The sequence below is a fragment of the Amphritea pacifica genome (assembly GCF_016924145.1).
Taxonomy (GTDB): domain Bacteria; phylum Pseudomonadota; class Gammaproteobacteria; order Pseudomonadales; family Balneatricaceae; genus Amphritea; species Amphritea pacifica.
The window spans coordinates 18,341-31,267 of the sequence record NZ_JAFFZO010000003.1 but is presented as its reverse complement, the minus strand read 5'-3'; the positions used below and the strand labels follow the sequence as shown (position 1 = coordinate 31,267).

At 52.7% G+C, this 12,927-nt stretch carries 8 protein-coding genes and 2 pseudogenes; 1 reads left to right on the top strand and 9 read right to left on the bottom strand.

Annotated elements, in window-relative coordinates; all coding sequences use genetic code 11:
- Positions 1-3 precede the first annotated feature (3 nt).
- Together JW499_RS01915 and JW499_RS01910 are read right to left on the bottom strand one after the other, a co-directional pair.
- A complete protein-coding gene (locus JW499_RS01915; RefSeq protein WP_205209001.1) occupies positions 4-888 on the bottom strand; it encodes a DMT family transporter in 885 nt (294 codons plus the stop codon).
- A 55-nt stretch (positions 889-943) separates the two neighbouring features.
- Positions 944-3,850: an insulinase family protein gene (locus tag JW499_RS01910; protein ID WP_205209000.1), complete on the bottom strand. Its 2,907-nt coding sequence runs from the start codon at positions 3,848-3,850 to the stop codon at positions 944-946.
- 364 nt (positions 3,851-4,214) lie between these two features.
- Here JW499_RS01910 and JW499_RS01905 point away from each other — a divergent pair, with 364 nt between their 5' ends.
- The gene (locus JW499_RS01905) at positions 4,215-4,835 is read left to right on the top strand and encodes a phasin family protein (RefSeq protein ID WP_205208999.1); all 621 of its coding nucleotides are present in this window, start codon (positions 4,215-4,217) and stop codon (positions 4,833-4,835) included.
- A 94-nt stretch (positions 4,836-4,929) separates the two neighbouring features.
- Here the strand turns inward: JW499_RS01905 and JW499_RS01900 are convergent, their stop codons facing one another.
- The 7 genes and pseudogenes from JW499_RS01900 to JW499_RS22990 all read right to left on the bottom strand — a co-directional run.
- Complete coding sequence (locus JW499_RS01900; RefSeq protein ID WP_205208998.1) at positions 4,930-6,153, bottom strand: UbiH/UbiF/VisC/COQ6 family ubiquinone biosynthesis hydroxylase; 1,224 nt, start codon at positions 6,151-6,153, stop codon at positions 4,930-4,932.
- A gap of 199 nt (positions 6,154-6,352) precedes the next feature.
- The gene (gene serS, locus JW499_RS01895) at positions 6,353-7,624 is read right to left on the bottom strand and encodes a serine--tRNA ligase (RefSeq protein ID WP_205208997.1); all 1,272 of its coding nucleotides are present in this window, start codon (positions 7,622-7,624) and stop codon (positions 6,353-6,355) included.
- A gap of 22 nt (positions 7,625-7,646) precedes the next feature.
- Entirely contained in the window at positions 7,647-8,021 is a 375-nt protein-coding gene (crcB, locus tag JW499_RS01890; protein WP_205208996.1) for a fluoride efflux transporter CrcB, read from the bottom strand.
- A 3-nt stretch (positions 8,022-8,024) separates the two neighbouring features.
- Positions 8,025-9,371: a replication-associated recombination protein A gene (locus JW499_RS01885; RefSeq protein WP_091359117.1), complete on the bottom strand. Its 1,347-nt coding sequence runs from the start codon at positions 9,369-9,371 to the stop codon at positions 8,025-8,027.
- Positions 9,371-10,027 carry an outer membrane lipoprotein periplasmic chaperone LolA gene (lolA, locus tag JW499_RS01880; protein ID WP_205208995.1) on the bottom strand — a complete coding sequence of 219 codons (657 nt, stop codon included), beginning with the start codon at positions 10,025-10,027 and terminating at the stop codon, positions 9,371-9,373. The genes JW499_RS01885 and lolA overlap by 1 nt, the downstream gene beginning before the upstream one ends.
- Positions 10,028-10,029: 2 nt before the next feature.
- A pseudogene (locus tag JW499_RS22995) lies at positions 10,030-11,520 on the bottom strand (DNA translocase FtsK); the annotation flags it as partial.
- 657 nt (positions 11,521-12,177) lie between these two features.
- Positions 12,178-12,783, bottom strand: a pseudogene (locus tag JW499_RS22990) (DNA translocase FtsK 4TM domain-containing protein); the annotation flags it as partial.
- Between the last annotated feature and the right edge of the window lie 144 nt (positions 12,784-12,927).

The following is a 12,927-nucleotide window of genomic DNA, read 5'->3' as shown; positions in this document are numbered from 1 at the left end:
CCGTTACAGGACCGGGTCTGTCAGCGGCTTTACCGGTTGCGAACGTTTCCCCGCCATCGCCACAATCCCCGCACAGCAAACCAGCAGAATGCCCAGCAGGGTATGCAGTCCCAGCACCTCATCCCATACCAGCCAGCCAAGAACCGCAGCCATGGCAACCGAACCGTAGGTGTAGGGTGCTAACTGACCGGCCGGAGCCATACCATAGGCTTTGCTGAGCAATAACTGCGCTACGGTTGAGGTGGCCGCCAGCAACACCAGCCAGCCAAACTGAATCAGGGTTAAACCTGCCCCGCTCAGCCAGGCCGGAATAGCCGACAACACTGCGGCGAACAGCGCAAAATAGAACACGATTAACTGGGGTGATTCTGTGTCCCGCATCCGGCGTACCGTCACTTTCGCCAGCGCCCCCAGACAGGCACCAAACAGGGCAATTAAAATGCCGACATTCACCGCTGTCTCTGTTGGATTGATAATAAACGCGACGCCGATAAACCCCACCAGAATCGCCAGTTTCACCTGCAGGTTTATCCGCTCCTTCAGCCACCATAAGGCGATCAGCGGCATAAAAAACGGGGCCGTCTGTTTCAGCAGTGCCGCCTGAGCGAGAGGAAGATGACCCCAGGTATAAAACAGGCAGGTCATTGCTGTTACTCCTACCCCCGCGCGCATCAGATGAAAGTGGAGCTTGGTGGTGTGCAGGACTGAGATACCATTACGCAGCATCCAGGGTACAAAAAGCATCAGCCCCAGCAGGTTACGAAAGAATACGATCATCTCGGTAGGCAACTCAGCAGAAACCTGTCGTATCACCATGCCGGATAGCACCAGAAACATTTCTGATATCAGGATCAGAGCCGCACCGATCAGAAAACTATGATTTTTCATAAATAACAAAGCCCCTCTGTATCACTCAGAGGGGCTATTGAACTCCAGCAGACAGTCAGAGAGCGATGATTTCAAACTGTTCATCCAGTTTGGCTGCCGCAGCCGGGCTGGTCACTACCGCAACGCTGGCCTGTTCCGGCTTGAGATAGGTTGCCGCCACCCGCTTCAAATCGTCCAGGGTGACCTTGAGAATACGCTGACGGAACTGTTCGCGCTGTTCTGGCGTGCGGCCAAACAGCGCACTGTGATAAGCCTGTTTCGCCTCTCCTGCGGGAGACCCCGGTTTATCAATACTGCTGACAACCCCCAGAATCGCTTCTTCCAGCTTTTGTGCTTCCAGTTCGCTCTCCTGCAACCAAACCAGAGAGGCATCAAAATCCGCCAGAGTTTCGCTCAGGCGAGGATCACGATAGGAGAAGAAGCGGAATACCGCATCCGCCGAATCCTGCCCGGCACCACTACCATAGGCACCACCCTTTTCACGCACGGTTCTGTGGAGGAAACCATTTCGCAAAAAGTCCCCCAGCACAGTGAGCGCTGCCGCATCAGCGTGCTCCACCGGAACCGTCGGATAAGCCTTAGCACAGAAGTTCACCTGAGTACTCGTGGTCCAGGCCTGGGTAACACAACTGCGGCTTGAGGGCAGAGTAAAAGGAACAAAACCATCCTCAGTCGCAACATCCTGCCACTGTGAAGCCAGGGTTTCAGCAACCTGCTGCTGATGTTCAGCTTCTGTCACAATCAGGAAGCGCCGCGGCGCTTTTAACAGCTTCTGATGCAGCGTTTCCAGTGCACTGGCAAGTTGCTTCAGGTTATCCTCGTTACGAATACTTTCATCCAATGCTTTGATTGCACGAATACTCTGTAACCCTCGTAAGTTATGCGACCACTGCCCGCCAGGTGACAACTGACTGGCCGCAGCCATAATTGCCAGACTGTGTCCCTGCCCTGTCACGCTCTGTTCCTTGCGGGTACGCTGCTGCGATACCAGCTCACGAATCCGGCTCAGTTCATCAAAACGGACACTGGTGAGAGTTTTATACACCAGACTGGTCATTTCAGCCTGTTTGCTCAGTAGCGCCTTGGCTGACAGCGTCATATAACCGCTGACCTTCTGTTCATCCTCAATACTGCCGCGCACCGAAGAGTATGCACTGATGCTGCCGCACACCTGCGATTGCAAGGCCTGGGTGTCCTGATAACTCTTACCGTCACAACCCAGTTCAGTCAGACAGTGACTGTAGAGTGGGATCAGTTGTTGTTCCGCTTCACTCAGGGCAGGCAGATCGATAATCACCTGTTCATATACCAGACCATTAGTCCCCTGAGGATAGAAGTGGTATCTGAAGCCCTGTAGTGACTCTTCCGTCCCGTGAGGAATACGCATCTGCGCCGGCACATCCACGATGGTCACTTTTGGAAGCAGGGTTTCATCGTCTACCTGGTTCTGCCGCCGTTCCAGTGCTTCAGCCTGCTGTATAACCGCCTGTTTCTGTTTCTCATCCAGCGACTGGCGAATTTTTTCCAGTTTCGCCGTTTCCGCTGCATCGCGTTTTGCCGCCAGCTTAGCATCCGGCCGCAGCGTCAGCCTGACCCGGTGAGGATTATCCAGCAGCTCACGTACCATCGACGGAATGAAGTCCGGGTGAGTAATCTCTTCATGCAACTTAGCCAGCACCGGATCGAGATTCAGCAGTGCAATCGGATCACCGCGATGAATCGCAGATGACAACGAAGCCAGAATCAGGCTCATGCCGTAGGGGTATCCGTCACCACTGATCTCGCGCTGACTCAGTTCCAATTGGTGCAATGCGGCTTCGAGGTGCTCCTGAGGTACGCCTTCCTCCGCAACTTTGGCCAGCGTATCCAGCACCAGTTGCTCAAACTCTGCTGCCTTATCAGGTTCACTGCCTTCGATGCCGCACATAAAGCCCATCTCCCGGTTTGAGTCTTCCAGGCCGCAAAGCGGTGAAGGCGACGTTCCAAGTTCGGTGGATTCAAGGGCATAGCGTAATGGAGAGGAGCTGTTATCCAGCAAAACCCGGGACAGCAGGTGCGCTTTTAACTGCTGCTCAAGATCGATACTCGGGCCCAGCAACCAGGCCAGCACATGGTGGGTCTTAGCGCTGGTATTTTCATCATCCAGGGCATAGGCCTCCTCAACTCTGACCGGAGAGAAATAGCGTTTCTCGTCACCGACGGCTATCTCCGCATCGAGTTTGTCGAAACTGGATAGCGCCTGGGTTTCAAAACGTTGCTGCAACTCTTCAACCGGGATATCACCAAAGGTCATAAACACCGCATTGGATGGGTGATAATGGGTCTTATAAAAGTGCAGCAACTGCTCGTAACTGAGATCAGGAATCGCTTCGGGATCCCCTCCGGAGTTGTAATGATAGGTGGTAGATGGAAACAGATAACGGGTCAGGGTCTGCCACAGGTATGAGACTGGTGAACTCATCGCCCCTTTCATCTCATTGTAAACCACCCCTTTGTAGACCAGCGGACTATCGCTATTATTCGTCTCACTGAACTCAATCCTGTGTCCCTCCTGAGCAAAGTCCAGCGGGTCAAGACGGGAAAAAAATGCCGCATCCAGATAAACATCCAGCAGGTTAAAAAAGTCTTTACGGTTCTGGCTGGCAAATGGATAGGCAGTCCAGTCACTGCTGGTGAAGGCGTTCATGAAGGTATTCAGGGAGCGCCGGCTCATCATAAAAAAGGGATCGCGTACCGGATAGTTGCGACTACCGCACAACGCAGTATGTTCCAGAATATGGGCAACTCCGCAGTTATCTTCCGGCACAGTACGAAAAGCAACAAGGAAAACATTTTCCTGGTTATCAGCAGCAATATGATAGTGAAGCGCACCGGTATCGGTATGCACATATTCCTGAACATCGATGCCCAGTGATTCGATTGTTTCGGTGCGCTTGTGTTGAAAAGCCGGGTGACAGGTCATAGTGTTATCCAATGTCAGTGATCTCAATGGTAGATATTGCGATCATTGTAACTAAATCAATCTCTTTTGACCCGCTCACATCAAAGAAATCGCCGATTAGTGATACGCCATCAGATATCTGAGCTAAAGTAACTATCAGGAACCCTCCGGCCGTAGTTTTTTTAACCTGTTGTCATCTTTATTTCATCTATGATCTTTAGGTTAGTATTGCCGGGAACTTCTGCCAAACAGTTGTGTTCTTTGTTAAATATCGCTTTGCTGCACCGCAGCAAGATAATTGACATTATTGCGTTCGCCGAATATAGTGAGCAAAATTGCTGCAACGCACAAAGATTGAAACTCTTGCGATCACAGGTGAAAAAACATGTACGAAGAAATGATGAAAGACGTTCAGGAAAACATGAAGCCAGTTGTTGATATGGCTGAAATCAACAAAAAAGCAGCAGAGAAACTGATCGAGCTGCAGTCTGGTTATGTGTCTGACTTTGTCAACGCGACCATGGCGCAAATGCAGGCATTGTCTTCTATCAAAGACCCGAAAGAAGCGATCGATCTTCAGGTTGAATATGTTAAGACGCTTGAAACTAAACTGACCAATGTTGCTGAAGAAGAGATGGCAGCACTGAATTCAGCCAAAGCTGAACTGACAGCTGTGATTGAGAAAAGCTTCGCTGGCCTCGGCCTGAAAGATATGAACTACTTTGAAGACCTGAGTAAGTTCATGACCGCTGCAGCGCCTACAGCTAAAAAAGCTGACCCAAAGCCTGCAGCTAAGGCGACTGCCAAGCCTGCTCCGGCCAAAAAAGCTGCAGCTCCCAAGCCTGCTCCAGCAAAAGCTGCAGCACCAAAAGCTGCTGCCAAACCTGCTCCGGCAAAGGCCGCTGCACCTAAGCCAGCGGCAAAACCTGCCGCCAAGAAAGCGCCTGCGAAGAAAGCCGCAGCACCTGCTGCTGTCGCAGCTCCCAAGGCTGATGAAGCTAAATAAGATTTACTATCAGAATTAAAAAAACAAACGGAACCTCAGGGTTCCGTTTCTGTTTCTGCGAACAAACTTTCGTTGCTGTTTGAATAACCGCAAATTATCTAAGGGGCTCCCCTCTGGCAAGGGCCGGCAGTTTCCCCTCCAGTCCCATCGCAAAACGCATCACTCTGTTTTTTGCAGGTGAAATTCGCTCAGCTGCTCCAAGCCCCAGATTTCTCAATATTTTTAACGGCAGAAGATTATTGGAGAAGACCCGGTAAAAGCCATCCATCAACTGCATCATCATCAGATTGTGACTCCGCCGTTGTTGTTCGTACTGCTGTAATAGCGACAGATCACTGATCTCAACCCCAGCATAATGCCCCTGAAGTATTACCTCTGCCAGGGTTGCCGCATCCAACAGACCGATATTGACGCCCTGACCCGCCAGCGGGTTGATCATGTGGGCAGCATCCCCCGCCAGAGCCACCCCCTCTTTGACATATTGCTGAGCATGCTGACGCCGCAAGGAGAAAGCCCCTCGCTCAATCAGATTCTCAATCCCGCCGAGACACTCAGGAAAGGTTTGGGTCAGTTCATCGACAAAGGCGGTGCTATCAAGATTCAGCAGTCGCCTGACCTGTGACGGATGGTTGTACCATACCAGAGAGCCGCGGTGACCCGACAGTGGCAGAAATGCCAGCGGGCCATCGGGCGTGAATTGTTGCCAGGTAATATCCTGCTGAGGCAATGCAGTTGCCACGGAAGCCACCAGTGCATGCTGGTCGTAATCCCAGCTATGCACGCCGATTCCAGCGGCCATTCTGACTCTGGACCCACCGCCATCGGCGGCAATGATCAGCTTACCTATCAGTTCCCGGCCATCCGTCAGGCGCAACATGCTACAGCCAGGCGAGTAATCGATGTCCACGGTTTCAGCCGGGCAGATCAGATCGACATTATCGAAGCGAGCAAGTTGTTCCAGCAGTGCCAGCTGAATTACGCGGTTCTCAACAATATAACCCAGATGATCCGCGCCGATATCATCACTGACAAACTCTGTAGAGGCTCGCTTCTCATCATTCTCCCACACCTTCATCCGCCGATAAGGGCAGACTCTTCGGGCAACAATGCCATCCCAGACACCCAGCGTTCTGAAGATCTGTTCAGAGGCGACGCTCAATGCTGAAACCCGCAGGTCATGTTCAGAATCCGGTTGGAAAGATGCCGGATATTGCTGCTCAACCACGGCGATCCTGAGATCGGTGTTCCCCAGTGCTGCAGCGATGGTTGCCCCCACCATACCCCCACCGACTATTAACAGATCATACCTGTTTTTCATTTTCTCTCCGAAGCGCTAGCCTGCTCAAATAGCAGTGAATTGTACCTTTCAGTCCGCGGCTTCTAAAGCGGTTTTACTGTGCAACCTGGACCGCTACGCTGAACGGCTGTCGGGTGATCTCTACACAGGATGGTTACAGACACAAAAAAAGCGCCAGTTGCGCTTTTTTATTTATCGATTAAGACATTCATTGCTTAACTCAGAGTTCGGTAATACCGCCCATATATGGAAGCAGTACTTCAGGGACTCTAACCTTACCCTCAGCCGTCTGGTAGTTCTCCAGAATCGCCACCAGAGTACGGCCAACAGCCAGTCCGGAGCCATTCAGCGTGTGCACCAGCTCTGGCTTGCCGGTTTCAGTGTTGCGCCAGCGCGCCATCATCCGCCGGGCCTGGAAATCTCCCATATTACTGCAAGAAGAGATCTCACGATATTTCTGCTGACCTGGCAGCCATACTTCAATATCGTATGTTTTTGCAGCACTGAAGCCCAGATCACCACCACACAGGGTGACTACGCGGTATGGCAGATTCAGTTTCTGCAGAATTTTCTCGGCATTACCAACCAGCTCTTCCAGCGCATCCCATGACTGTGATGGCTCTACGATATGTACCAGTTCAACTTTCTCAAACTGATGCTGACGGATCATGCCACGGGTATCACGCCCATGACTGCCCGCTTCACTGCGAAAACAGGGCGTATGAGCAACAAATTTCAGCGGCATCTGCCCGGCATCAACAATTTCATCGCGAACGATATTGGTGACCGGCACTTCTGCTGTCGGGATCAGATAGTAGTCACGCTCGCCCGGAACCTTGAACAGATCCTCTTCAAACTTGGGTAACTGACCGGTGCCACGCAATGAATCTGCATTGACCAGATAAGGGACATAGGTCTCTTCATAGCCGTGTTCTGTGATATGGGTATCCAGCATAAACTGAATTAATGCCCGGTGCATACGGGCGATGCCGCCGCGCAGAACCGCAAAACGGGCGCCGGTAATTTTCGCGGCGGTGGCGAAGTCCAGCTCACCATTCTGCTCCCCCAGATCAACGTGATCTTTAGGCTCGAAATCCAGTTGGGTTGGCTCACCCCATTTACGGATCTCAATATTATCATCTTCGCTCAGACCGGCAGGTACTGACTCATGGGGAATATTCGGCATCCCCATCAGCAGCGCATCCATCTGTTCCTGCACCTCTTTCAGCTGCTCTTTAGCGGCATCCAGTTGCTCTCCAAGGGTGCTGACTTCAGCCAACAGAGGGGCGATATCTTCACCCGCAGCTTTCGCCTTACCGATATTTTTAGAGCGGGTGTTGCGCTCGTTCTGCAAGCGCTCAGACTCAACCTGCACATCGCGACGCTGATTTTCCAGCGCATTAAACTCGTCAACCGGAAACTTATAACCCTTCTTGGTCAGCAGCTGCGCTACTTCCTCCGGATTAGAACGTATAAATTTAGGATCTAGCATAATGTCAGAAACAACCTTAAAGTCAGAACAGGCGAGTAAACCATAGGCCGCTGTACAGGGCGACCATGCAGAGCACCACGCTCATTAATATGTAAATTGCGGCGGACATTATATGCCCTTCTTGCAACATGGTCACGGCTTCCAGCGAGAAGGTGGAAAAAGTCGTGAAAGCCCCCAGAAAACCAACCATCAGAATCGGCCTTAATTCCGGATTGATACGGGCTTTTTCCATGATCAGCACAAAAAACACTCCCATCAGGAAGGAGCCCAGTACATTACAGAGCATGGTACCGTAAGGCAGCTTATACTGGGCATTATTGATCAGCACCCCGCTCACCCAATAGCGGGCCAGAGCGCCGGTAGCGCCGCCTGCGGCGACTGAAAGCAGGTGTAGCATTGGCTAATCCTTATATCGTTGCTTGCTGCTGGAGCGGTCCAGTGCTTTCAAATGTTCAAGTTTATCACCGATGCGGATCTCCAGTCCCCGGGGTTGTGGCTGGTAATAGTGACGCTCGGCAATTTCCGGAGGCAGATAGCACTCCCCGGCTGCATAGGCATCCGGTTCATCATGAGCATAACGATATTCAGCGCCATATCCAAGGTCCTGCATCAGACTGGTCGGCGCATTACGCAGGTGAACCGGGACCTCATAACCGGGATCACTGCGCACATCCGCCATTGCCTGATTGAAGGCCCGGTAGACCGCATTACTCTTCGGCGCGCTGGCGCAATAGATCGCGGCCTGGGCAATCGCCCGCTCGCCCTCTGCAGGCCCGACCCGCTCAAAGGCATCCCAGGCCGACAGGGCGACCTGCATCGCCCGGGGGTCAGCATTGCCAATATCCTCAGACGCGATCGCTACCAGTCGCCGGGCGATATAGAGCGGATCGCAGCCACCATCCAGCATCCGGCAATACCAGTACAGGGCACCATCGGGCGACGAGCCGCGCACGGACTTATGAAAGGCTGAGATCATGTCGTAGAACAGGTCTCCCTGCTTATCATAGCGGCGCGCACTGGACTTCAGCACCTCTTCAATAATCTGCGGTCCGATAGTGTATTGAGTGCCATCAAAATCAGCCAGATCGGCAGCGATTTCTAGCAGGTTCAGCCCCCGCCGACCATCACCATCTGCGGCCGCGGCCAACTGATCCAGCGCCCCATCCTGGAAGACCAGCGGTTGCTGAGGAATACCCCGGTCAGGATCATGCAGTGCGCGCTGCAAAAGCGCCTCGATATCGTCCTGCTCCAGGCTGCGTAACAGATAGACGCGGGCCCGGGACAACAACGCATTATTCAGTTCAAAGGAGGGGTTTTCTGTGGTGGCACCGACAAACAGAAAGGTGCCATCTTCAATGTATGGCAGAAACGCATCCTGCTGAGACTTGTTAAAACGATGCACCTCATCAACAAACAGGATGGTTTTGCGCCCGGATTGCGCTTTCACCTGCAACGCCTGATCGACTGACGCACGAATATCTTTTACTCCGGACAACACCGCCGAGAGAATAATAAAATGGGCATCCACCTGATGGGCCAGCAGGCGGGCCAGGGTTGTTTTACCCACCCCCGGTGGTCCCCACAGAATCATTGAGTGAACAGTCCCCTGCTCCAGGGCTTTGCGTAGTGGCTTGCCCTGCCCCAGCAGATGTTGCTGGCCGCAGTATTCATCCAGCGACCGGGGTCGCATCCGGGCGGCCAGGGGTTCATATCCGGGCGGCTGGAGATCGTCAAACAGGTCTGCCATCAGTTAACAGGCTCCGCGGTGTTCTCGATAATAACATCGGTGCCTTCAGGCGGCACAAATGTGAAGAAATCTTCTGAATAGTCTGGATTAAGCTTCTGATTATTAAACATTATTGAAGTTTTCTGACCAAGAGAGTCTTCCATCTGCAACTCTTTAATAAGACCATCAGTAAACAGCAAACGGATACGGGTAAAGACTTCAGCATCATTAATGGGAAGCAGTTCAAACAGCTGATTACCGCCCTTCTCCTGCAATAACCGAATTCGGTACTGAGACTGTAACTGGTCTATCTGACCATTCAGAATCAGAGCCGGAACCCCTGAGTCACTATCAGCCACTTTGCGGCGGGTTGCCTGTTCCAGATCCGGGTCGTAGATCCACAGCGTTTCACCATCACTGACCAGTGTCTGGGCAAATGGCTCGGTAGCAATCCATCTGAATTTATTGGGTTTGGCCAGCAACAGGGTCCCCCGGGAGTTTTCCATACGGCGGCTATCTTCACTGCCAGACACCTGATCGAAGTCAGCGCTGAAACTGTCAAACTTTGCCAGCAGATTGTCGAGCTGCGGCCCCGCATTTTCCTGGATATCAGCCAGCGCAGAGAAACTCAGTGAACACCCCAGCAGAGCGACAGCTGCTATTTTTTTAAACATCATTATCAATCCTTAGGCGGTGGTGGAGCCAGTACTTCACGGGCGCCGTTATGACTGGCCGGAGAAACAACTCCAGCCGCTTCCATGGTTTCGATCATCCGGGCGGCCCGGTTATAACCAATTTTCAGTTTACGCTGTACAGAGGAAATTGAGGCTTTGCGGGTTTCGGTAACAAACGCCACCGCTTCGTCATACAAGGCATCCTGTTCATCATCCATATCGCCGGAAAAGCCACCACTCCCGCCTTCCACAACCTCTGACAGATCGGTAATCAGATAGTCAGGCGAGCCGATCTTCTTCCAGGATTCGACCACCCGATGCACTTCGTCATCACTGACAAACGCACCATGCACCCGGTTTGGCAGGCTGCTACCTGCCGGCAGATAGAGCATATCGCCGTTACCCAGCAGGTGCTCCGCTCCACTCTGGTCAAGCACCGTCCGCGAGTCGATCTTTGAGGACACCTGGAAGCCGATACGGGTGGGGATGTTAGCCTTGATCAGACCGGTAATAACATCCACCGAGGGGCGCTGAGTTGCGAGAATCAGGTGGATACCGGCGGCCCGGGCCTTCTGCGCTATCCGGGCAATCAGTTCTTCAACTTTTTTGCCGACAACCATGATCATATCGGCAAACTCATCGATACACACCACAATATAGGGCAGTGTCTCCAGGTAGGGTGCCGGTGCGTCGGATGGTAACCCCTGCTCTTCCGGATTCCACAGAGGGTCCAGCAATGGAGTGCCTTTATCGCGCGCTTCATTGACTTTATCGTTATAACCTGCAATGTTCCTGACACCCATTTTGGACATCAGTTTATAGCGCCTCTCCATCTCAGCAACACACCAGCGTAATCCACCGGCGGCCTCTTTCATATCGGTAATAACCGGTGCCAGCAGGTGCGGAATGCCCTCATAAACCGACAACTCAAGCATTTTCGGGTCGACCAGCATCAGCCGTACTTCATCCGGCGTTGCCTTAAACAGCAAACTCAGCAGCATCGCGTTCACCCCCACCGACTTACCGGAGCCGGTGGTACCGGCTACCAGCAGGTGAGGCATTTTCGCCAGATTGGCAACCACCGGATTACCGGCAATATCGTTACCCAGCCCCAGCGTCAGCTTGGATGAGGCCTCTTTATAGGGTTTAGAGTTGAGCACTTCGCTCAGGCGCACCATTTGCCGCTCTTCGTTCGGTATCTCGATACCGATCACCGATTTACCCGCAATGACCTCGACTACCCGCACGCTCATCACCGCCATAGATCGTGCCAAATCGCGGGCCAGATTGGTTATCCGGCTGGCCTTGACACCCGGTGCCGGCTGTAGCTCAAACCGGGTAATAACCGGGCCCGGGTTAACCTCGACGACCTCAGCTACGATACCAAAGTCTTTCAGTTTGCTTTCCAGCAGACGCGACATCTCCTCCAGCTGATCATCACTGTAACAGTGCCCCTGTTTGAGTTCTGGAGCATCAAGAAGATCCAGCGAGGGTATTTTTCTGCGGGGTTCGCGCCGACGGGTGACCTGAGAAATATGATCCAGCCCCAGTTCGCTGTCCTTCATTGGCGTATGCGCTTCCGACAGCGGCACCACCCTGACACCTTTGCGATCGACGACAGTCAGCGGCTGATCCAACTCAGACATATAAGCCTGTCCGCTGTGCGCATCAGCATACTCAGTGACCAGAGGAATATCCTCAGTGTGGCCCGGATCATGGGCAGCGGGATAGTCTGCCCGGTCAAACACCTGCTCAGTGATGGTCTGATCAGCATAGTAATTGTCGGCAGCAACTGGAACGTCCTGAGGCTCCATCAATGGCTGCTCAAAAAACGGTTCCTGACGGCGTGCTTCATGTTTTTGCTCCGCCCTGTGCAAACCGTCCCGGACGGGCTGATCTTTCAGGGTCGGCAGGTCAATATCAACAACGGGTTCTGAACGCTGTGAGACATCAGCTGAACGTCCCTGTCGGGCAGCAGCTCTGAGAAGGTTGCGCTTCTCTTCATCCTCTGCGGCGTAAGGATTAACCGCGGGTTTCTGAGGCTTTTCACGTGCAGCGGGTTTCAATGCGGCTCCGGCTGTGAACAACAGCCCTCCCAGCCGTTCCAGCAGGTGCGACCAGGAAAGCTCAAGCATCAGAGTGATGCCAAATAGCAGTACTGTCCAGATCACCACCGAACTACCGATCAGACTAAACAGAGAGACTGCAAGATCAGACACGGCCTGCCCGACCAGCCCCCCCATACTGAAGGGCAGCTGTGCAGTAGCATTAGAAAGATGGGTTGCAGCCAGGGTGGCAAGACAGAGCAGCACCAGTACCGCTCCGATAACCCGCAACATCATAAAGGGGATCCCATCCAGCAGCGAGACATGCCGTCGCACCATAAAGCGTAACGCAGGTACAATCAGCATCAGTGGTATAAGCCAGGCGGCAAGACCAAACACAGACAGACCGAGATCGGCCAGCCAGGCACCGACATAACCGGTGAAATTTCGCGCTTCAGGCTGGTATCCCAGGTGTGACCAACCCGGGTCCCGGCTATCATAGCCAAGCAGCGCAAGCTGCAGAAAAACAGCGAAGCCAATCACAATGATCAGCCCGCCCTCTTTCACTACCCGACCTAGCAGCTCAGAAAACGACACAATTCTGGTTTCGTTCGCAGCAGTTTTAACACTGGCTTCATGACTATTTGTTTGACCACTCTGAGACAAGAAAAATATCCTTACAACTATCCATAAATAAGAGCTAAAAAATAACATATTTAGCCCCAGCCCCCCAGACACAATAGTGCCTTTTACACGCTTTATTCAGCTTACCGGCCCAGACTGAGCATAAACTGAACAACAACGCCCTACTCAATATCCATCCTCTGAGGTGTGTTTGTTCAATCGCCCCGACAGGAA